We start from the raw sequence: 24371 nt of genomic DNA, 5'->3' as shown, positions 1-24371 counted from the left end.
TAACAAAAGTCTATGGCGTCGCATTACGAAGCACCTATACGTAAACCCCTAGTAACTGGAGACAAAGGCTACCACGATGTAACTGTGGATATAGCTGCTCCTGTAGAAGGTAGAGCTAACAAGCACTGGTGGATAGTTTTTTCCATTGCCTTAGTGGCATTTCTTTGGGGAGTAGGTTGTATTATTTATACGGTCTCTACCGGTATCGGTACTTGGGGTCTTAACAAATCTGTAAACTGGGCTTGGGATATTACCAACTTCGTTTGGTGGGTAGGTATCGGTCATGCAGGAACTCTGATTTCTGCAGTATTATTATTGTTCCGTCAAAAATGGAGAATGGCCATTAACCGTTCTGCGGAGGCAATGACAATCTTCTCGGTTGTTCAAGCTGGTTTGTTTCCAATTATACACATGGGTCGTCCATGGTTAGCTTACTGGGTACTTCCAATTCCAAACCAATTTGGATCATTGTGGGTGAACTTTAACTCTCCGCTTCTTTGGGATGTATTTGCGATATCAACATATCTTTCTGTTTCATTGGTATTCTGGTGGACAGGTTTACTGCCGGATTTTGCAATGATTCGTGATAGAGCGGTATTGCCTTTTCAAAAGAAAATTTATAGCTTATTGAGTTTTGGATGGAGCGGTCGTGCAAAAGATTGGCAACGTTTTGAAGAAGTATCTTTAGTACTTGCTGGTTTGGCAACTCCTTTGGTACTATCTGTACATACCATTGTATCTTTTGACTTTGCTACTTCGGTAATCCCGGGTTGGCATACAACAATCTTTCCACCATATTTCGTTGCAGGGGCTATCTTCTCTGGTTTCGCTATGGTAAATACTTTGTTGATCATCATGAGAAAGGTGTGTCACCTAGAAAACTATATTACGGTTCAGCATATTGAACTAATGAATATTGTAATCATGTTAACTGGTTCAATTGTGGGATGTGCCTACATTACCGAGTTGTTCATGGCATGGTATTCTGGTGTGGAATATGAGCAGTATGCATTCTTGAATAGAGCAACCGGACCTTACTGGTGGGCTTACTGGTCAATGATGACTTGTAATGTGTTCTCTCCACAGTTCATGTGGTTCAAGAAATTAAGAACAAGTATCATGTTCTCTTTCTTTATCTCTATTGTGGTAAACATAGGTATGTGGTTCGAAAGATTCGTAATTATCGTTACATCATTACATAGGGATTATCTTCCATCATCATGGACAATGTTCTCACCAACATTTGTTGATATTGGAATATTTATAGGTACCATTGGTTTCTTCTTTGTATTGTTCTTGTTATATTCTAGAACATTCCCAGTAATTGCTCAGGCAGAAGTGAAATCTATATTGAAATCTTCTGGTGAAAAATACAAAGTGTTAAGAGATGCTGGGAAACCTCTATATCAAATTTCAACGGCTAAAGTGGAGGTGAAGGAAAAGGTAACTGATGATGTATTGATGGGTGAAGTTGTACCATCTGTCGGAGATAAAGTAGGTGTTTCTGATTTGTTGAGTGCTGTGGGTACTTTTGATCCTGCTACACAAGAGGCGGATGATTTGAAGAAGGTTAAAGGTATAGGGCCGCAAATGGAGGCTACTTTAAATGAAATAGGAATCTATACATTTGCTCAAGTCGCTAGAATGACTGAAAGCGAGTATGATCTTTTAGATTCAATTACAGGTTCTTTCCCAGGTAGAGCACAACGTGATGACTGGGCAGGACAAGCATCAATTTTATTAAATAACAAAAGATAAATATGGCATCTAAGGTTATACATGCTTTTTACGACGATGATGATGTGCTAATGCTTGCCGTTAAAAAGGTTAAAGCGGCAAAGCTTCATATAGAGGAGGTTTATTGTCCTTTTCCTGTGCACGGTCTTGATAAGGCTATGGGTTTAGCGCCAACAAGAATAGCTATCACTGCTTTTTTATACGGTTGTGTAGGTTTAACAGTGGCGGTTTTAATGATGAACTTTATCATGATTGAAGATTGGCCTCAAGATATAGGTGGTAAACCAAGTTTTAGCTATTTGGAGAACATGCCGGCTTTTGTGCCTATTATGTTTGAATTAACGGTTTTCTTTGCGGCTCACTTAATGGTAATAACTTTTTACCTAAGAAGTAGATTGTGGCCTTTTAAAGAGGCAGAAAATCCAGATGTAAGAACTACGGATGATCATTTTTTAATGGAGATTGAAATCCATGACAACGAGCAAGAATTAAGAGATTTATTAATGAATACTGGTGCAGTTGAAATTAGTATATCAGAAAAAAACAGTCATTAAATATGAACAGTTTTAAGAAATTAGCATTAATATTCGGTCTAGCTATTGTGGCAACTTCTTGTCAAGATGATAGTGTTCCTAATTATCAGTATATGCCTAACATGTATGAGTCTGTAGGTTATGAGGCTTATAGCGAGGCGGATTTTTTACCAAACCAGTCCGAAGCTATGTTGCCGCCGGCGAATACAATTAATAGAGGGTGGTTGCCATATGAAATTGAAAACTCCCCTGAGGGCAAAGAATTGGCTAGGCTTCAGTCAAGTCCATTAGATTCTATGAGTGTAGAAAAGAACTTAGCGAAAGGTGGTCAACTTTACACTATTTATTGTGCTATTTGTCATGGTGATAAAGGTGATGGGCAAGGTACACTTGTAAAAAGAGAAAAAATATTAGGTGTTCCTAGTTATGCGGACCCGGTAAGAAACTTGACGGTTGGATCTACATATTATACAATCCATTATGGATTGAATTCAATGGGGTCTTATGCTTCTCAAATGAATACTGAAGAGATGTGGCAAGTATCGGAATATGTGATGAAATTGAAACAAGATTTAACCAAATAATAGGTAAGCAATACTATGTATACGTTTTCAAATAGACTTAAAATAGCTTCCATAGTTCTAATGATAGTAGGTGCATTAGGGATTATTGGCGGATTTGTTATGGCTCCTGGAACTATAGCAGAAGCGAAAGAAATGGTAGCAAGTCATGATGAAGGTCATGGTGATGCACATGGAGCTGAAGCAGAACATGCAGTAGAGGAAAATGATCATGCTGTTGCAGATACTCATGGTGAGGAGCACGATGCTTCTCATGATCAGCATTTGTTAGATCAATTAAAAAATAGACCTTGGTCAGCTTTGTATGTTGCAGCCTTCTTCTTTATGATGATTGCTCTAGGTGTTTTGGCTTTCTATGCTATACAAAGAGCAGCGCAGGCAGGTTGGTCGCCATTATTGTTTAGGGTAATGGAGGCAATTACGGCATACCTAGTTCCAGGAGGAATTATTGTGTTCGTTATATTGTTGCTTTCTGTATTACATATGAACCATTTATTTATTTGGATGGATGCAGATGTAGTTGCTCATGATCATTTATTGCAGGGCAAATCTGGATATTTGAATCCAACATTCTTTTTAATAAGAGCTGCAATTTTCTTAGCAGGTTGGATCGGATATAGAGAATACTCTAGAAGATTATCCTTAGCTCAGGATGAGTCTGACGATAATGCTAATTTTAAATTGAATTTTAGAATATCTGCAGCTTTTTTGGTATTCTATCTTATTTCTGAGTCAATTATGTCTTGGGATTGGATTATGAGTGTAGAGCCACACTGGTTTAGTACATTGTTCGGATGGTACATATTTGCAAGTATGTTTGTATCTGGGATTACAGTGATTGCTATGGTTACCATTTATCTTAAATCAAAAGGTCTTTTGCCAGATGTTAATGATAGTCACATTCATGATTTGGCTAAGTTTATGTTCGGTATTAGTATTTTTTGGACCTACCTGTGGTTTTCACAGTTCATGTTGATATGGTACTCTAATATACCGGAAGAGGTTACTTATTATGTAACTAGAATAGCTGATTATAAACTACCTTTCTTTGGTATGGTTGCTATGAACTTTTTGTTCCCAGTACTTTTGCTAATGAATAGTGATTACAAAAGAATTAACTGGTTTGTAATATTAACAGGTATAGTAATTTTGGCAGGACATTATATGGATATTTTTAATGCTATCATGCCATCAACAGTTGGTAAGAACTGGTACATTGGTATTCCTGAAATAGGTTCTGTATTGTTTTTCGCTGGATTATTTATATTCTGGGTGTTCAGAGCGCTTTCTACAGCCCCTTTACAACCAAAGAGAAATCCGTTTATTGAAGAAAGTAGACACTTTCACTATTAATAGATTAATAAGTAAAGTATAACATTTATATATACGATGACGACATTATTGACTTTAGCTGTTCTTGTTCTTGTAGCAATTGCCATTTGGCAATTGACTAAAATCTTTGAATTATCACAGCTTAAAACTACTAAGTACGAGATAGCTACTGATACCGATAACAAGAATAACGGATATATGTTATTTGGGTTCTTGGTCTTCATATACGGAATTACCATTTTCAGTTTCTGGAAATATGGTAAATTTTTATTGCCTGAAGCAGGTTCTGCACATGGTGAAGAGTATGACAACTTAATGTTGGTTTCCTTTATTATCATTTTTATTGTACAAACAATAACTCAGGCGTTACTTCATTATTTTGGATATAAATATGCGGGTAAGGAAGGTCAAAAAGCTTTGTTTTATGCTGATAATGATCGTTTAGAATTTATCTGGACAATAATTCCTGTAATTGTTTTGGCAGGTCTTATTTTGTGGGGTTTATATACTTGGACCACTATAATGGATGTAAATGATGAGGATGATCCACTAATCGTTGAGTTATATGCACAACAGTTTAATTGGACTGCTAGGTATGGCGGTGATGATAATGTTTTAGGTGGAGCAAATGTTAGAATGATCGATATTGACAAGGCTAACGTATTAGGTTTGGATGAAGCTGATACATATGCACATGATGATGTTATCGTTAAAGAGCTTCACTTGCCAGTTGGTAGAAAAGTGAATTTTAAAATGCGTTCACAAGATGTACTGCATTCTGCTTATATGCCTCATTTTAGAGCACAAATGAACTGTGTTCCTGGTATGATCACGGAGTTTTCTTTTACACCAATTTATACTACTGAGGAAATGAGAACCAATCCAGATGTCATGGATAAGGTGAAAAGAACAAATAAAATACGCGCGGAGAAAGCAGCTGCTACAGGTGAACCTATAGATCCATGGCAATTTGATTACATTTTGTTATGTAACAAAATTTGTGGTAAATCTCATTACAATATGCAAATGAAGATTATCGTAGAGACCGAAGAGGAATATAATGAATGGATGAAGAGCCAATCAACATTTGCCGAAACGGTAATGAAAGATGAATCTAGTCCTGAAGTTCATTCATTAAGCGCAGTATCAGTAGGAGAATAATCTTTTATTCTTAAGTCATTTTAGCTATTTAAAGAAAATTAATAAAAAATAAGATTACGATTATGTCAGCAACAGCACATGCACATGTAGATGATCACGGACACGACGATCATGGACATCATCATAAAGAAACTTTTGTAACAAAGTACATCTTTAGCCAAGACCATAAAATGATTGCTAAGCAATATTTTATCATGGGTGTATTGGTAATGGGTTTCATTGGTATTGCAATGTCTTTATTGTTTAGAATGCAATTGGCTTGGCCAGGAGAATCTTTTCCGGTATTTGAGGCATTATTGGGTAAATGGGCTCCAGGCGGAGTTATGGATGCTGATGTTTACCTTGCATTGGTTACAATGCACGGTACAATCATGGTGTTCTTTGTACTTACGCAAGGTTTAAGTGGTACATTCAGTAATCTTTTAATTCCATTACAAATTGGTGCACGAGATATGGCATCAGGATTCCTTAACATGGTTTCTTTTTGGATGTTCTTTGTATCTAGTATTATAATGATTATTTCATTGTTTGTAGAAGCAGGACCTGCCGCAGCTGGTTGGACAATTTATCCTCCATTAAGTGCACTGCCAATGGCGCAACCAGGTTCTGGTATGGGTATGACATTGTGGTTGGTGTCTATGGCAATATTTATTGCGTCTTCCCTTATTGGTTCATTGAACTATATTGTAACCGTAATTAATCTTAGAACAAAAGGTATGTCAATGACAAGATTACCTTTGACTATCTGGGCATTCTTTATCACAGCCATTATTGGTGTGATTTCCTTCCCTGTTCTATTGTCAGCAGCATTACTTTTGATCATGGATAGAAGTTTTGGTACTTCGTTCTTCTTGTCAGATATATTTATTCAAGGTGAGGTGTTACACTACCAAGGAGGTTCTCCAGTTTTATTTGAGCACTTATTTTGGTTCTTGGGTCACCCAGAGGTGTACATTGTATTATTGCCGGCATTGGGGATAACCTCAGAAGTAATGTCAACTAATGCTCGTAAACCAATTTTTGGTTATAGAGCTATGATTGCTTCAATTATGGCAATTGCTTTCTTGTCTACCATTGTTTGGGGTCACCACATGTTCATATCTGGTATGAATCCGTTCCTTGGATCTGTATTTACGTTTACAACCTTATTAATTGCTATACCATCAGCGGTAAAAGCGTTTAACTATATTACTACTTTATGGAAGGGTAACCTTCAGTTAAATCCGGCTATGTTGTTTTCAATTGGTTTGGTATCTACCTTTATTACGGGTGGTTTAACGGGTATAGTATTAGGAGATAGTACTTTGGATATTAACGTTCATGATACGTATTTCGTTGTAGCTCACTTCCACTTGGTAATGGGTATATCTGCACTTTATGGTCTTTTTGCCGGAGTTTATCACTGGTTCCCTAAAATGTTTGAAGGAAAATTAATGAATAAGAATCTTGGTTATGTTCATTTTTGGGTAACTGCTGTTTGTGCTTATGGTGTTTTCTTCCCAATGCATTTTGTCGGTATGGCTGGTGTTCCAAGAAGGTACTATGAAAACACTGCTTTTCCTATGTTCGATGAGTTAACTAATATTCAAGTATTGATGACTGTTTTTGCTATTATTGCAGCTGCAGCTCAATTGGTATTCGTTGCTAACTTTATCTATAGCATATTCTATGGTAAAGTAGGTCCTAAAAATCCATGGAAATCCAACACATTGGAATGGACAACAGATCAAAAGCATGTTCATGGTAACTGGGATGGACCAATACCTGAGGTACATAGATGGGCTTATGATTATAGTAAGGTCTATGAGAACGGTGAGTATATCATCGCTGGTCAGGATTATGTACCACAACATATTCCTTTGCAAGAAAATGAAGAGGAATTGAATCACTAGAAAAAATCTTATTCTATATAAAAGCCCAACTATACTTAGTTGGGCTTTTTTTTATATTACTATTGGGATATTATTAAGTTGTTCTATTATTGCATAAATTTAAATACCTTCATTTAAAAATACAGTTATATGAAAAAGTTCGCCATTCTGTTTGTAGCATTAATAGTTGGGGTTACAAGCTATTCACAACGTAAGCCTAAAATTAAAGGTAATAAGAATGTTATTGAGGTAAGAGAAGACCTAGAACCGTTTTATGGAATAGAGTTGGCAGATGATTTGGATATTGTTATTCAAAAGGCATCACATGAAGGTTATGCCCTAGAGCTTGATGACAATCTGGTAGATGTACTAAAGTTTAAGGTCGATAACGGGGTGTTGAAAATCTCCTCATTCTATAATATTACCTCTAAGAGAAAACTGGAGATTACCATCTTTTTTCAAGAGTTGAACAGTATTAAAATGTTGAACGGTAAAATTAGTATGAAGGATGTTATCTCTACGGATAAACTCAGGGTGCAGACTTTTGGCACTTCAAGATTGGAATTAAACGCCACTGCTGATATTATTGATGTCAGTATGGAGGAAATTAGTTCTGGCGATTTTAATTTGGCAAGTGATTCTTTAAATATCGTTTTAAAGGATAGAATAGATGTTAAGTTATATACCACCGGTGAAAGCAATAATATTTATATGTATAAAAATGCCTCTGCTAAAGTTGAGGGAACTTCAGATTTTTTAATGGCGAAATTATATGGAAATAGTGCCCTTAAAGCTTCTAACTTACAATCAAATGATGTGTTGGTAATTGCCGAAGATTCACCTGATGTTGAAGTGCGTGCCTTAAATACCATACAACTTAGTTCTAAAGGTGCTACTAGAACTAAGTTATACGGTGATGCAGAGATTACCATTTTAGATTTTTTAGATACTTCTAGATTGGAAAAGGAGAAGAACTAATTGGCAATAGGTGCGGTCATAAGGTGGTCTGGTATGCCAAAACCGTCTATTAAGGTGTTTAAATGAGGTCTAAGTTCGGTACATAGTCGTTCTACTCTTTGGCGTATGGCTTTGGATTTTGTTCCTCCCAGGTAGCCTTGTTCTAGATACCATGATGCATCTTTTCTAATTTCATATAAAGCATGCAATGTCCCGATTTTTTCAAATAGTGTTTTATAGTCAGGATCCGTAATGGTGTTGGTGTGCTCTAAGAATGATTTATAGGCCAATTCTGCGCTGTAAGCCTTACCAAGTGTCATTAAATGTGTCTGCACCTTTAAGAACGCTTGATAAGAGGGTATTCCTTTTTTAATATATCCTCTAATGCGCATAGCAAGCGTATAGGTTAATCTTCTTGTTCTATATTCAAGTGCATGTACATGAAATTTAGGATTGTATAAATGATCCTTGTCGGTTTTATTGGAGTACATTGGATTTATGGTCGATAGTTTATCACTTAATTGTGAGCTTAAAAGTTTCAAAACGGTAGAAAATCCTGCGCTGTTGAATTCGGCTTTAAAATCTGATAAAACCCCTTTTGCGGCCAGCTGTAATAGCACATTGTTGTCGCCTTCAAAAGTGGTGAAAATATCCACATCGCCTTTCAAGTCTGCAATACGATTTTCTATAAGGTAGCCTTTGCCACCGCAAGCCTCTCGGCATTCTTGTATAGTGTCATTGGCATACCAGGTTATAATAGATTTCAAACCAGCAACTTGCGTCTCAATTTTTCTTTTGTCCGGTTGAGACTCGTCACAATATAACGACATCATTTTATCTAAGGTAAAATGGTAAACGTAGGCACTGGCAACTAATGGGGTTAAACGTAATTGATGCGAGGGATAATCCATTAAAAGGTCTTCCTGTATTTTTACACTATCATTGAACTGTCTTCTTTTTAACGCATGTTTTATGGCGACGGTCAAAGCAAATTTAGCTCCGCCAAGTCCGGCTCTTGCAACGCAAATTCTACCGCCAACCAACGTTCCCAGCATGGTAAAGAACCGTTTATTCGGATTTTTTATCTCTGAGTAATATTCACCGCTCGCTAGAATAGTACCATACTTATTTAGCAAATTTTCTTTTGGCACTTCTACTTGATCAAACCATATTTTGCCGTTATCTACACCATTTAGCCCTAATTTATAACCATTGTCTTCTACGGTAATGCCTGGTAAAAGCTCATGGGCTTTATTTCGTAATGGTACCAATATGGCGTGTACTCCTTCATTTTTTCCGTTAACGATCAATTGGGCAAAAACAGATGCCATTTGTGAGTGTAGGGCATTGCCTATATACTCTTTATTGTCATTTTTACCCGGTGTGTGTATTACAATGGTATCTTTTTCCTTGTTGTAAGTTGCTGTTGTTTTAATACCGCGTACATTGGATCCATGACCGGTTTCCGTCATTGCAAAACATCCTAACAATGATGCTTTGCCGGTATTTGCTAGATACGTGTTGTGGTGTTTTTTTGTGCCCAGTTTTTGTATGCTACCCCCAAATAGACCGAATTGAACACCAAATTTTATGGCTAAACTTCCGTCTGCCCAAATCATATTTTCAAAAATATGAGCGTAACCTTCCATATTATCGGTTCCGCCATAGTCTTCAGAATATGCCATAGCGCCATAACCTTTTTGTGCTAGAAATTTCACTTGTTCTAGAACGTGCTGTCTAAAATCTTCTTTGTTTCGTCGTATCTGCCAAGAAAAAATAGGGTCATTTAATGTAGACCTAAATTGGTCTATCGTTTGGGCATGTTCACCTTTTAAAATGGAGTCTATATGCTTTGCTGAAAATTGTGCCGATTTTGAATCTAGGTCAATTTGAACATCAAAAAGATGGTTGTAGTGATTGGGTTGTATACCCAAATTGACCTCAATATTTTTTATGCATTCATTAAATGGTATTTCCCCTTGATAGTGTGTAGCCACTTTCTCGCTGAATGCGGTTAAAGGATAAGTGTTGTGCTCCACCAATTTAACACCGCTATTGGCTATTAATTGTTTCCAAGATTTAAGAACACTATCCTTGGGAGGATTATTAACATCTAACCAAGATTTTAATAGTTTCTTGTCGGCAAGTGTTAGTGAACTATCTTCTGAAATGGCATTTTCTGCCACGTTAATTTCCGATGCAGATAAAAGATCATCTGACCAAATAATATAAAATACAGGTATGTACTGTAAAACCGATGCGGTATAAATTTCTGTTGTCATACAATGAAATTACAATTTTTACTTGATATTGAATTCATCTGAATAGACAATACCTATGTTCTATTTTAAATATAACAGATAATATGTCTTCATTTTGATGGGGCTGCTTTTAAGTTATTTTTAGTTTGGTTAAAATCCTATTTAGGAAAATGATTTGGCTCAAAGTTACCGCGTGTTTGTCTATCTTTGTTAGTGTATGAACGAGTATTTAGACCCATCTGCGGAAGGTTTCTCTAATGAGGAGCTTGATATTGAAAGAGCATTGAGACCTGTAAATTTTGATGATTTTACTGGTCAAGAACAAGTGCTTGAAAATCTTAAGGTGTTTGTTGAAGCTGCCAATAGAAGAGGTGAAGCATTGGATCACACCTTGTTTCACGGTCCTCCGGGATTAGGTAAAACGACTTTGGCCAATATTTTGGCAAATGAACTTGGTGTTGGGATCAAGATTACCTCTGGTCCTGTATTGGACAAGCCTGGAGATCTAGCAGGGTTGTTGACCAATTTAGAGGAAAGAGATGTATTGTTCATTGATGAAATACATAGACTGAGCCCCATAGTAGAAGAATACTTGTATTCCGCAATGGAAGATTACAAAATAGATATCATGATAGAAACAGGCCCAAATGCCAGGTCTGTTCAAATAAATTTGAATCCGTTTACCTTAATTGGTGCTACAACGCGCTCAGGTTTGCTAACAGCGCCTATGCGAGCTAGGTTTGGCATTCAAAGTAGGTTACAGTATTATTCTACAGAACTGTTGTCCACTATATTAGAACGAAGTGCGGAAATTTTACGGGTTCCTATTTCTCAAGATGCTGCTATAGAAATTGCCGGTAGAAGTAGGGGTACTCCTAGAATATGTAATGCCCTTTTGCGTAGGGTACGAGATTTTGCGGAAATTAAAGGCAATGGTGCTATTGATATGGAAATTTCTAAATTCAGTTTAAAAGCTTTGAACGTAGATGCCCATGGGTTAGATGAAATGGACAACAAAATTCTTACGACCATTATAGATAAGTTTAAAGGTGGTCCTGTTGGGATAACAACTTTGGCGACCGCTGTGTCTGAAAGTGCCGAAACTATTGAAGAAGTATATGAACCCTTTTTAATTCAGCAAGGGTTTATTATGAGAACACCTAGAGGTCGTGAAGTTACAGAAATGGCTTATAAACATTTAGGAAGAATCAAAGGTGGAATTCAACCAGGATTATTTTGAGTATAGATATCAAATCTAAATGGACCAATAGTATTAAAACCGAAGCCAAACGCCTCGGTTTTTTATCATGTGGTATATCTAAAGCGGATTTCTTAGAGGAAGAAGCGCCAAGATTGGAAAAATGGCTCAACAACAATATGCATGGCGAAATGAGCTATATGGCAAATCATTTCGATAAAAGATTAGATCCTCGAAAATTGGTGGAAGGGTCTAAGTCTGTCATATCCTTGCTTTTAAATTATTTTCCTGAAAAAACCCAACGAGAAGATTCTTACAAAATTTCAAAATATGCCTATGGTCAAGATTATCATCACATCATAAAAGGCAAACTTAGGCAATTACAAGAATTCATAACGGAAGAAATAGGCGAGGTCCATGGCCGTGCTTTTGTAGATTCTGCTCCAGTGCTCGATAAGGCCTGGGCAGCAAAAAGTGGTTTGGGCTGGGTTGGTAAGAATAGTAATCTTTTGACGCAGCAGGTTGGTTCCTTTTACTTTATTGCCGAATTGATCGTAGATATTGATTTAGAATATGACCATGCTGTTACCGATCATTGTGGTACCTGTACTGCGTGTTTAGATGCTTGCCCTACACAAGCTATAGTTGAACCATACGTGGTAGACGGCAGTAAGTGCATTTCTTATTTTACGATTGAACTAAAAAATGAGTTGCCTAATGAAATGAAGGGGTCTTTTGATGATTGGATGTTTGGTTGTGATGTTTGTCAAGATGTTTGTCCTTGGAACCGGTTTTCTAAACCACACAATGAGCCTTTGTTCAATCCTCATCCAGAGTTGTTAAGCATGACCAAAAAGGATTGGCAAGAGATAACAGTGGATGTCTTTCAAAAGGTCTTCAAAAAATCTGCTGTTAAACGAACAAAGTACGGCGGACTTACTAGAAATATTGAATTTCTAAAATAATTTCATTTCCTCAATCGTTTTCGTAGGCATTTCCAATAGATAATCATGCGCAACAGGTTTATTTATATTATATTGGTTGCTACTTTAAATTATGTTTTTCTGAGTTATTGCATGATTTTTATGTGAATATGTTAAAGTGAACCAGTAGATTATAAACGTTAGCCCTAATGAAAATAACTAAACCAAGTCTTAGTTTTTGGCAAATATTCAATATGAATGTTGGGTTCTTAGGAATTCAATATAGCTTCGGATTACAGCAAACAGCAATAAACCCTATATTTCTTTATCTAGGCGCACCAGAAGATATGTTGCCAATTTTAAATATCGCTGGGCCTGTAACGGGTTTGATCGTACAACCAATTATTGGAGCCATGTCAGATAAAACTTGGTCTGCACGTTGGGGTAGAAGAAAACCCTATTTTTTGATTGGGGCAATTTTGGGTAGTTTGTGCCTTTTTGCATTTCCTACAAGTCCGGTATTATGGTTTGCGGTAGGACTTTTATGGATTTTAGATGTGGGTAACAATATGGCAATGGAGCCTTATCGTGCTTTTGTGGGTGACAAGCTGCCTGAAAAGCAGTTAAGTTTAGGCTACCAAATGCAAAGCCTTTTCGTTGGGGCTGGTATTCTTTTGGCAAACGGGTCAATAGTACTGTTTCAGTATTTGTTTGGTGGCGAGTCTGTAGAAGTGGCGGGTACTATACCTACGTGGTTATATTACTCGTTCTATATTGGTGCAATTCTATCAATTACTACAATTCTTTATTCGGTATTAAAAACTCCCGAAATTCCTCCGTCTTCTTTAGAATTGGAGGAGATAAATGCGGCAAGGGCCAAACCCTTAATGGGTCGGATAATGTTTCCTTTCAAAGAAATTGCAGAAGCTATTAAGAGAATGCCCAAATTTATGTGGAGGGTTGGAGCGGTTTATTTATTTCAATGGTATGCATTGTTTATTTATTGGCAATATACTACCCCATTATTTAAGTTGACCATGGGATACTCAACAGGAGAGGCAGCATCTCAATCTGCACAAATGAGTTTAACCTATAATGTCGTTACCATGGTTGTAGCTTTGGCGCTAGTGCCTTTGACCTTAAAATTTGGGGGTAAAAAAGTATATGCGTTGAGCTTGTTTGGTACGGCCTTATCATTATTCACCATACCTTTTATTACGGATCCCATATTGGTTTTGGTGCCAATGGTCCTATTTGGTATTGGCTGGGCGGCAATGATGGGAATACCGTATACAATGGTGTCTAAAGTGGTGCCGCAAGACAGAAGGGGGGTATATATGGGGATTTTGAATATGATGATCGTAATACCCATGGGTATAGAAACTTTGACATTTGGTCCAATCTATAAATATGTACTTGGAAATAATGCAATTAATGCAATGTTGTTCGCAGGAGCTTTCTTTGCAATTTCGGGTATTTTGGCACTAAGACTTAATGTTAGAAGTAAGGCTGCGGTTATAGATTTGTAGAAAATTGTCCGCTTTTTTCTTTCCTAAGGAAAACTATTTAATTTGTTTGCATAAATACCGTTACTATTCACTCTTTTTTGAAGAATACCTTTAAATTTGATCTTTTAAATTAGAACGTATGAGCAAGGAGAAGCAAAGAAGGGAAGCATTGGTGTACCATGCTAAACCTCAACCAGGTAAGATTAAAATAGTTCCTACAAAACCATATAGTACCCAAAGAGATCTTGCTTTGGCTTACTCGCCAGGTGTGGCAGAGCCTTGTTTAGAAATAGCAAAGAATAAGGATAATGCCTATAAATATACTTCTAAGGGGAATTTGGTAGCTATTATTTCTAATGGTACTGCGGTATTGGGATTAGGTAATATTGGTCCTGAGGCTTCAAAACCGGTTATGGAAGGTAAAGGTCTTTTGTTCAAGATTTTTGCAGATATAGATGGTATCGATATTGAGGTGGATACTGAAGATGTTGATAAATTTATTGAAACGGTAAAGATGATTGCCCCAACTTTTGGCGGTATTAATCTTGAAGATATTAAAGCTCCCGAAGCTTTTGAGATAGAACGTAGGTTAAAAGAGGAGCTTGACATTCCTGTAATGCACGATGATCAACACGGTACTGCTATTATTTCTGCGGCAGCGTTGTTGAATGCTCTTGAAATTGCTGAGAAGAAAATAGAAGAGGTACGTATAGTTATTAGCGGTGCCGGCGCAGCGGCAGTATCTTGTACAAAGCTTTATAAGGCTTTTGGAGCAAAGGCAGAGAATATTGTAATGCTAGATAGTAAGGGCGTTATTAGAAAAGATGCTGAGAATCTGTCGGCAGCGAAGAAAGAATTTGCAACAGATAGAAAAATAGATACCCTGGATGAGGCAATGGTAGATGCCGATGTTTTTATCGGACTTTCCATAGCTAATATTGTATCTCCTGAAATGTTGAAGTCTATGGCGCCAAATCCTATTGTTTTTGCCATGGCGAATCCTGATCCGGAGATAGCATATGATTTGGCTATAGATACCCGTAAAGATATCATCATGGCAACGGGAAGATCTGATCATCCTAACCAAGTGAATAATGTTCTTGGTTTTCCATTTATATTCCGTGGAGCTTTAGATGTAAGGGCTACAGCCATTAATGAAGCTATGAAAATGGCTGCGGTAAAAGCTTTGGCCGAATTAACAAAGCAACCAGTGCCGGAACAGGTAAATATTGCATACGGTGAAACTAGATTAACATTTGGTAGGGAATATATAATACCAAAACCTTTTGATCAGCGACTTATACATGAGGTACCACCTGCTGTGGCAAAGGCGGCAATGGATAGTGGTGTGGCAAAAGCGCCTATTTCAGATTGGGATAAGTATAAAGAGGAATTAATGCTTAGATCCGGTAATGATAATAAAGTGGTTAGGCTGTTACATGGTAGGGCACGTAGTAATGCGAAGAAAATAGTTTTTGCCGAAGCGGATCATTTAGATGTGTTGAAAGCGGCACAAATTGTTCATGAGGAGGGCATTGCCGAACCTATTCTTTTAGGAAGAAAAGACATTATTCTGGAACTTAAAAAGGAGTTGGAATTTGATGCCGATATAGCTATAATCGATCCAATGTCCGATGAGTTTGATGAACGTCATGTACGTTATGCTACCAAGTATTGGGAAAGTAGAAAAAGAAGCGGGGTTACATTTTACAGTGCAAAGATAAAAATGCGCGAGCGTAACTATTTTGGTGCAATGATGGTACTTGAGGGTGATGCTGATGGTATGGTCTCTGGGTATTCTAGAGCTTATCCTACGGTAGTAAAACCTATTCTAGAGGTTATCGGTAGAGCTTCCGGTGTAAAGAAAGTAGCTACGGTAAATATTATGATTACCGAAAGAGGGCCGTTATTTTTGGCGGATACCTCTATTAATATAGAACCAAATGCCGAAGAATTGGCAGATATTGCAAAAATGACGGCTAATGTAGCGTCAACGTTTGGTTTTGATCCTGTATTGGCAATGTTAAGCTATGCCAATTTTGGTTCTTCAACACATCCTAACGCAACAAAGGTGAGAGAAGCTGTACGTATTCTTCATGAAACTGCACCAAATTTGGTAGTCGATGGGGAAATTCAAACAGATTTCGCCTTGAACAAAGAATTACATGAAAGTAAATTCCCGTTTTCTAAGCTTGCCGGTAGAAAGGTGAACACTTTGATCTTTCCTAATTTGGAATCATCGAACATTACTTACAAATTGTTGAAAGAGTTAAATGGAGCGGATTCAATTGGTCCTATAATGGTAGGTTTAAGAAAGGCAGTTCATATTATGCAACTAGGTGCTAGTGTAGATGAAATTGTAAACATGGCAGCTGTGGCCGTAATAGATGCTCAAGAACGAGAAAAAAGAAAAAAAGCAAAAGGATCTAAATAAAAGTTTGATAATAGAATAACATAAATGGGGAAATAGGTAGGCATACTTTTTTCCCTTTTTAATTTAAAGGAACATGATACACCACTTAAAAGGAAAATTAGTAGAGAAAAACCCAACTCATGTTATTATTGAATGTGGTGGGGTTGGCTATTTTGTAAATATTTCTTTGAATACTTTTTCAAAGTTGCCGGAACAGGAAAACATTTCTGTATTTACGCACCTACAAGTGAAAGAAGATTCTCACACACTCTTCGGTTTTGTTGAAAAATCAGAGCGTGAGATTTTTAGATTGTTGTTATCTGTTTCTGGTATTGGCTCAAGTATAGCAAGAACTATGCTTTCTTCAATGTCACCTTCTCAAGTAAGGGATGCTATTGCCAATGGTGATGTTGCTTCAATACAAGCTGTAAAAGGTATTGGTGCCAAAACTGCCCAGCGTGTAATTTTAGACCTTAGGGATAAGGTCTTAAAAGTTTACGATATAGACGAACTTTCGTTAAGTACAAACAATACAAATAAAGATGAAGCGTTATCTGCTTTAGAAGTTCTAGGCTTCGCACGTAAACAATCAGAGAGGGTTGTCGATAAAGTGCTAGGTCAAGATGCTTCGCTAAGTGTCGAGAATATAATTAAACTCGCGCTCAAAAATTTGTAATAAGTTTGAAAAACGGGGTAACTAAATTTCTTAAAATTTCTTTTAAGCACATCTTTGTATTCTTTATGTTTTTGGGTTCTATAACTTCGGTTGTGGCTCAAGAGACTGGAGAGCAGGAGATTGATTCTGTGAAAACTGGTTTTGATTTGGGTAGAATCCTAATTGAGAATCCAGATAGTATCGTATCTAGATATATTTACGACCCTAATTTAGATCGCTATATCTACAATGAAAGTGTTGGCGAATTTAATATTGGTTATCCGATTATTCTTACACCGGAACAGTATTTTAAGCTGATCGAAGAAGAAGGTATTAAGTCTTACTTCAAAGAAAAATCAGACGCTTATGCCGGTAAAAAAGAAGGTAGTGAGGAAGCCCGAAAAAATCTTCTTCCTAATTTTTATGTAAATAATGATTTCTTTTCTACCATTTTTGGCGGTAATACTATTGAGATAATTCCACAAGGATCCGTTGCAATGGATTTGGGGGTTATATGGCAAAAGAATGATAATCCATCTTTATCACCTAGAAATAGAACTAACCTTTCGTTCGATTTTGATCAGCGTATTAGTCTTAGTATGCTAGGGAAAATTGGAGAGCGTTTACAAGTGACGGCCAACTATGATACGGAGGCAACTTTTGATTTTCAGAATATCGTAAAATTGGATTATACCCCAACGGAAGATGATATCATTCAATCCATAGAAGTAGGTAACGTTAATATGCCACTTAATAGCTCACTGATTTCAGGAGCGCAAAGTTTATTTGGTGTAAAGACCAAATTGCAGTTCGGTAAAACCTCTGTAACGGCTGTTTTTTCAGAACAACGTTCGCAAAATAATACGGTAGTTGCCCAAGGTGGTGGTACAGTAAATGAGTTTTCTTTATCTGCGTTGGACTATGATGAAAACAGACACTTTTTCTTAGCGCAATATTTTAGGGATAACTATGATAATGCACTTTCTTCTTACCCTTATATACAGAGTCAAGTGCAGATTACCCGTATAGAGGTTTGGATTACGAATAGAACCCAACAAACCTTGAATGTACGTAACGTGGTGGCCATACAGGATTTAGGTGAGGCAGATATTACCAAGACCAGAGTTGGTCAAAACAACGGTAGTGCAAGTGGATTTTTCAACGGTCCGGCAGATGTAAGACCTAGAAACAACGCCAATGATTATAATCCTGCTTTAATTTTGACCGGTAATGGCGCACTGAACGATAATATAAGAGAAATTGCAACGGTAGAAAGTGGTTTTAATGCCGGTAGTTTTGCAGGCGGTTACAGTCCTAATCAAGGGTTTGATTATGCATATCTAGAAAATGCCCGAAAGTTGGAACAAGGCAGGGATTTTGATTTCAACTCTCAACTGGGGTACATTTCTTTAAACCAACGCCTAAGTAATGATGAGGTTTTAGGTGTTGCTTACCAGTATACTTTTCAAGGTCAAGTATACCAAGTAGGTGAATTTGCAAATGGAGGTATAGAAGCTACTACGGTTACACAAGATGTAAGTACGGTAATTGAAAACAATACTTTGATTCTTAAGCTTCTTAAAAGTAATATTACCAATATCACTGATCCAATTTGGGATCTTATGATGAAGAATATTTACGCGACAGGAGCCTACAGTTTAAGCCAAGAAGATTTTAAGATGAATATCTTATATTCTGATCCTACCGCAAGAAACTATATTACGCCTATTGAAGAAGGTCCTGGTTCTGGTTGGCCAGAAGGTTTAGAAGAACGTATTCTGTTAAATGTATTCAATTTAGATAGATTAAATGTCTACAATGATATCCAGCCCGGTGGAGATGGTTTTTTTGATTTTATCAGTGGTCAGACTATCGATATACAGAACGGTAGAATAATATTTACCAAAGTTGAACCTTTTGGGGAGTTCTTATATGAGCAATTGGAAAATGGTAATAGTGGTCAGTACGATGTAACCTCTGGTTATAATGCCAACCAAGAGCAGTATGTATTTAGAGATATGTATGCCTTGACCAAAACGGCCGCACTGCAAGACCCTGAAAAAAATAAATTTTTATTAAAAGGGACGTATAAATCAGAAGGTAGTAATGGTATTTCTATTGGAGCATTTAATGTTCCGCAGGGATCCGTAACGGTAACCGCCAATGGTAGAACATTACAAGAAGGTATAGATTATACGGTAAACTATCAATCGGGTACGGTTCAAATTTTAGATCCAAGTTTAGAGGCTTCCAATGTACCTATTAATATTTCAGTAGAAAACAACGCGGTATTTGGACAACAAACACGTCGTTTTACAGGTGTTAATGTAGAGCATCAATTCAATGAAAAATTTGTTTTAGGGGGTACATTGTTAAACTTAAACGAAAGACCCTTAACCCAGAAATCTACATACGGAGTGGAATCTGTGAACAATACCATTTTTGGGTTGAACACTAACTTTTCTACTGAGGTTCCTTTTTTAACCCGTATGGTAAATAAGCTGCCTAATATAGATACAGATGTGCCTTCTAACATTTCCGTAAGGGCAGAAATGGCTGCTTTGATACCAAGTTCACCTAAAAACGCAGATTTTGAAGGCGAGACCACTACTTATTTAGATGATTTTGAAGGTGCGCAGGCCTTAATAGATATTAGAGCTTCGCTTGGTTGGTCTTTAGCAAGTATGCCTTTGGAGTTTGGTAATGATGATCAATCTTTTGGTAGTTCTCCAGATGATCCAAATAATTTATTAAATGGTTATAATAGGGCAAAACTGTCTTGGTATACTATTGATCCAATTTTCTATACTACGCAAAGACCATCAACTGTTAGTGATGATGATATCTCTACTAATGCTACACGTAGGGTGTATATAGATGAAGTTTTTCCAGAGACCGATGTGGCACAGGGGCAGACCCAGGTGCAGTCCACTTTGGATATGGTATATTATCCATCGGTAAAGGGACCGTATAACAATAATCCAGATTTTGAAAACGAAGCTCCTACAGAAAAATGGGGAGGGATGATGCGTTCTTTGAGCAGTACGGATTTTGAACAGAGTAATGTAGAGTTTGTTCAGTTTTGGGTGATGGATCCTTATGTAGATGGTATTGCAAATGGGGCAGGTGAATTGGTACTAAACTTGGGTAATATATCTGAGGATATTTTGCGTGATGGTAAAAAGCAGTATGAAAACGGTTTGCCTGGTGTTGACAGTAATGATTTTGTTTCCCCTACTTCATGGGGTGAGGTGCCGGCAACACAATCTTTAGTGTATGCTTTTGACGCCGATGAAAATAACAGGGTATTACAGGATATTGGTTTTGATGGTTTGGATGATGCACGTGAAGTAGATATATATACCAACAATGCTGGTGATGACCCCGCATTGGATAACTATGTATATTATTTAAATAGGGAAGGTAGTATATTAGAAAGATATCAAGACTTCAATAATCCACAAGGTAACTCACCTGTTTCGGTAACAAATACAGATAGAGGTTCTACAACCCTACCTGACGTAGAAGATGTTGATAGGGATTTAACCATGAATACGGTGAACAGTTATTATGAGTATAGAATTGCCATAAAGCCGAATACTACAATTAATGACGAGTATGTAACCGATATTATAGAAGGTACCGCTAGTGGGGATTTTAGAATACCTAATGGAGACGAGGTTAATTACCGTTGGATCCAATATAAGATTCCGTTAAGTGACTTTACCGATGCGGTGGGTGGTATTACGGATTTTAGGTCTATTAGTTTTATGCGTATGTATATGACAGGTTTCAATAGTCCTACTATTCTACGTTTTGCTACTTTGGATTTGGTTAGGGGAGATTGGCGTACATATACAAATACGCTGCAAGATCCAGATGTGGATAGTGACCCTTCTGATGACGGTACTACTTTAGATGTAAACACGGTAAATATTGAAGAGAATAGTAGTAGAACTCCAATACCATACGTTCTGCCTCCGGGGGTTATAAGGGAGCAGTTAAATAATAACAATACTATTATTAGACAAAATGAGCAATCTCTCTCCTTGACGGTATCTAACCTAGAGTCTGAAGATTCACGCGGAGTATTTAAAAACTTGAATGTTGACATTCGTCAATATGAGAAATTGAAAATGTTTATTCATGCCGAGAAGATTGTAGATAGTGATTATGCAGATACATCTACACCATTGGTTGGTTTTTTAAGAATGGGTACAGATTTTACCCAAAACTATTACCAAATAGAATTGCCTTTGGAATTCACTCCTTTTACAGCTGTTTCAGATGAAGAAATATGGCCGGAAAATAATGAAATGAACATTGCACTTAGTGATTTGACCAAGGTGAAATCACAATGGATCGCGGATGGTGATCTTAATGATGTTCGTTTCTTTGAAATTGAAAACGGGGAAGTTATTCCTGTTGGTGAGTTCGATGTGCGTACGCCCGGCAGGTTACGTATAGGTATAAAAGGTAATCCGTCTTTGGGTAGTATACGTACTATGATGGTGGGTGTAAAAAACCAAGATATATTACCGGCAAGAGGTGAGGTGTGGTTCAATGAACTTCGTTTAGCAGGTTTGGACAATAATGGAGGGTGGGCAGCTATTGCCGCTGTAGATGGTAATATTGCAGATTTTGCCAATTTTAGTGCAACCGGTAGTAAGAGTACTTCTGGTTTTGGCTCTATAGATCAAATGCCAAATGAACGTGCCCGTGAAGATGCGGTTTCGTATGATGTGGTTACCAATGTTAACGTTGGTCAATTGCTGCCTAAGAAATGGGGCATACAGTTACCTTTTAATTATGGTGTTTCTGAACAATTGATTACACCGGAATTCGACCCTGTCTATGATGATTTAAAATTAGAGGATAGAATTGCGGCAGAAGATACCCAAGAGGGTAAAGATGAAGTTTTGGAACAAGCTGAAGATTATACTAAGCGTACCAGTATCAACTTAATTGGGGTTAGAAAGGATAGAGGTGAAGAGGCCGATGCCAATTTTTATGATATTGAAAACTTTACCTTTAACTATAGTTATAATGAAACTGATCATAGAGATTTTGAAATTGCAGAGTTAAGGGAACAAAGTGTAAATACCGGTTTTGTATATAATCATAGTTTTGACCCTGTAGAGGTAGCGCCTTTTGCTAAAAAAGATTCCCTTTTTACAGGCAAATATTGGAAATGGTTAAAAGATCTTAATTTAAACCTGTTGCCATCTAATATAGGGGTTACTTCTAATATCAATAGGCAATTTAATGCACAGCGTTTTAGGGATGTATATACTGATGGTGAAGATAGACTTGAGTTGCCAGAATTGCAGCAGCGTAACTATTTGTTCAATTGGCAATATGCGGTCAATTATAATTTGACCAAATCGTTACGTTTAAATTTGACCGGCTCTAACAATAATATAGTTAGAAATTATTTGAACGAAGATGAACCTTTAGAGTCAACGGATAGAATTAATAATGAGTTGGGAATGTGGGACGGCTTCTTTGATGTTGGTGAACCTAACAGGCATTCTCAGCAAATGCAGTTGAATTATGATGTGCCTTTTTCTAAAATACCTGCATTGGATTTCATTAGTACACAATATTCATATACCAGTAATTTTGATTGGCAAAGAGGTGGAGATGCGTTGTTTGAAGTAGCGGGGGAATACATTAATACGGTACAGAACGCCAATACGCATACTATAACGTCATCATTGACCATGCAGAAGTTCTATGATATGCTTGGACTTAAAAAGCGCGAAGCGCCAAGGGCAGGTGCAAGAGGACCTATTAGAAGAGACAAATCCGGTGCATTGGCAGAAGATCAAGAAAAAATAAAAGGTAAGACCAGTGATTTGTTCAATACCGTAGTAGATATTGTAACTATGGTTAAAAGATTGAACCTGAACTATAGTGAGAACAATGGAACGGTGCTTCCGGGTTATACACAATCTGTTGGGTTTGTTGGTACTACCAAACCTACCATTGGATTCTTGTTCGGTAGTCAGTCAGATGTCCGTTTTGAAGCTGCTAGAAATGGTTGGTTAACTGGTTTTGAAGATTTCAATGAGCAATTCATCCAAAGAACAAATAAGCAATTGAATATTACCGCTACCGCACAACCTACTAAAGATATTACGATAGATTTAGTAGCGGACCGTCAATATTCGGATAGTTACCAAGAAAACTTTAATGTTGTTGATCAAGAATACAACCTTCAGTTAGGTAATAATTATGGTAGTTTCAGTATTTCTACTATGATGATAGGTACGGCCTTTGGTAAGAGCGATGAGTTTGATTCAAGTACTTTTCAGCAGTTTAAGGATAATAGAATTACAATAGCCAATAGGTTGATCGCTGATCGATCTCAACCTGTGGGTGATCTAGATGAAGATGGTTTTCCTCAATTATACGGTAAAACGCAACAAGAGGTATTGTTACCAGCGTTCTTTGCGGCATATACAGGGCAAGATGCTGAGCGTGTAAACTTAGATACCTTTAGGGATATTCCTATTCCTAATTGGAACATTAAGTATACCGGACTAATGAAGAGTAAATGGTTTAAAAAGAAATTCAAACGTTTTTCTTTGAGTCATGGATATCGTGCATCATATAGTATAAACTCGTATCAAACGAATTTAGAAAAGGTGCAATTGGTTAAAGATGGTCAAGATGCTGTTAATGCTGAAAATCTTGACATTTTACCAGACTTGATTTTGAACAACGTAGTTTTAACAGATCAATTTAATCCGTTGATCCGTGTAGATTTTGAAATGATCAACTCGGTAAGTGTCTTAGCGGAAGTTAGAACAGATAGAGCCTTATCATTAAGTTTTGATAATAATTTAATGACAGAGATCAATGGTAAAGAATATACGGTTGGTTTGGGCTATCGCTTTAAAGATGTAAAATTCGTTACCAATATTGGTGGTAATAAAACAAGGTTAAAAGGTGATTTAAACTTAAAGGCCGATGTTACTTTAAGAGATAATATTACCATCATTAGAAATTTGGATATCAATAACAATCAAATTACTTCGGGTCAAAATTTAATGTCATTGAAGTTTACGGCAGATTATGCATTGAGTAAAAGCTTGAACGCCCTGTTTTTTTACGATCATTCATTCTCCAAATTTGCTGTATCTACTGCCTTTCCACAAACTACGATTAATACAGGTTTTACACTTCGTTATAATTTTGGTAATTAATACGGTTGTTTCGTAAAAGTATGCCCCAAT

The 24371-nt window shown here is 37.0% G+C and carries 14 protein-coding genes; 13 read left to right on the top strand and 1 reads right to left on the bottom strand.

Going from position 1 to position 24371, the window contains the following annotated elements; translation table 11 throughout:
- Positions 1-12 precede the first annotated feature (12 nt).
- From nrfD to I600_RS08150, 7 genes are all read left to right on the top strand, one after another.
- Positions 13-1758 (top strand): NrfD/PsrC family molybdoenzyme membrane anchor subunit, encoded by a 1746-nt coding sequence (nrfD, locus tag I600_RS08180; RefSeq protein WP_082642913.1) that lies wholly within the window; start codon positions 13-15, stop codon positions 1756-1758.
- Positions 1759-1760: 2 nt separating this feature from the next.
- A complete protein-coding gene (locus I600_RS08175) occupies positions 1761-2291 on the top strand; it encodes a DUF3341 domain-containing protein (RefSeq protein WP_058103949.1) in 531 nt (176 codons plus the stop codon).
- Positions 2292-2293: 2 nt separating this feature from the next.
- Positions 2294-2854: a c-type cytochrome gene (locus tag I600_RS08170; RefSeq protein ID WP_058103948.1), complete on the top strand. Its 561-nt coding sequence runs from the start codon at positions 2294-2296 to the stop codon at positions 2852-2854.
- A gap of 15 nt (positions 2855-2869) precedes the next feature.
- Positions 2870-4204, top strand: a complete 1335-nt coding sequence (locus tag I600_RS08165) for a hypothetical protein (RefSeq protein WP_058103947.1) — start codon at positions 2870-2872, stop codon at positions 4202-4204.
- Between the two features lie 36 nt (positions 4205-4240).
- Positions 4241-5344: a cytochrome c oxidase subunit II gene (locus I600_RS08160; RefSeq protein WP_058103946.1), complete on the top strand. Its 1104-nt coding sequence runs from the start codon at positions 4241-4243 to the stop codon at positions 5342-5344.
- A 62-nt stretch (positions 5345-5406) separates the two neighbouring features.
- Positions 5407-7236: a cytochrome c oxidase subunit I gene (locus I600_RS08155; RefSeq protein ID WP_058103945.1), complete on the top strand. Its 1830-nt coding sequence runs from the start codon at positions 5407-5409 to the stop codon at positions 7234-7236.
- A gap of 129 nt (positions 7237-7365) precedes the next feature.
- Positions 7366-8193 (top strand): GIN domain-containing protein, encoded by an 828-nt coding sequence (locus I600_RS08150; protein WP_058103944.1) that lies wholly within the window; start codon positions 7366-7368, stop codon positions 8191-8193.
- Here the strand turns inward: I600_RS08150 and I600_RS08145 are convergent.
- Positions 8190-10454, bottom strand: a complete 2265-nt coding sequence (locus tag I600_RS08145; RefSeq protein ID WP_058103943.1) for an acyl-CoA dehydrogenase family protein — start codon at positions 10452-10454, stop codon at positions 8190-8192. The two genes, I600_RS08150 and I600_RS08145, sit on opposite strands and share 4 nt — an antisense overlap.
- Before the next feature lie 196 nt (positions 10455-10650).
- On the opposite strand from I600_RS08145, the gene ruvB reads away from it, so the two are divergent.
- From ruvB to sov, 6 genes are all read left to right on the top strand, one after another.
- Positions 10651-11673, top strand: a complete 1023-nt coding sequence (gene ruvB / locus I600_RS08140; RefSeq protein WP_058103942.1) for a Holliday junction branch migration DNA helicase RuvB — start codon at positions 10651-10653, stop codon at positions 11671-11673.
- 2 nt (positions 11674-11675) lie between these two features.
- A complete protein-coding gene (queG, locus tag I600_RS08135) occupies positions 11676-12596 on the top strand; it encodes a tRNA epoxyqueuosine(34) reductase QueG (protein ID WP_058104324.1) in 921 nt (306 codons plus the stop codon).
- A gap of 167 nt (positions 12597-12763) precedes the next feature.
- Positions 12764-14083 carry an MFS transporter gene (locus tag I600_RS08130; protein WP_058103941.1) on the top strand — a complete coding sequence of 440 codons (1320 nt, stop codon included), beginning with the start codon at positions 12764-12766 and terminating at the stop codon, positions 14081-14083.
- Between the two features lie 118 nt (positions 14084-14201).
- Positions 14202-16496, top strand: a complete 2295-nt coding sequence (locus I600_RS08125; protein WP_058103940.1) for an NADP-dependent malic enzyme — start codon at positions 14202-14204, stop codon at positions 16494-16496.
- A 73-nt stretch (positions 16497-16569) separates the two neighbouring features.
- Entirely contained in the window at positions 16570-17151 is a 582-nt protein-coding gene (ruvA, locus tag I600_RS08120; RefSeq protein ID WP_058103939.1) for a Holliday junction branch migration protein RuvA, read from the top strand.
- Positions 17152-17156: 5 nt separating this feature from the next.
- Positions 17157-24341 (top strand): T9SS outer membrane translocon Sov/SprA, encoded by a 7185-nt coding sequence (sov, locus tag I600_RS08115; RefSeq protein ID WP_058103938.1) that lies wholly within the window; start codon positions 17157-17159, stop codon positions 24339-24341.
- Positions 24342-24371 lie beyond the last annotated feature (30 nt).

Origin of the sequence: Maribacter dokdonensis DSW-8 (assembly GCF_001447995.1) — a bacterium.
In the GTDB taxonomy this organism is placed as follows: domain Bacteria; phylum Bacteroidota; class Bacteroidia; order Flavobacteriales; family Flavobacteriaceae; genus Maribacter; species Maribacter dokdonensis.
This window is presented reverse-complemented; position numbering and strand designations above follow the sequence as displayed.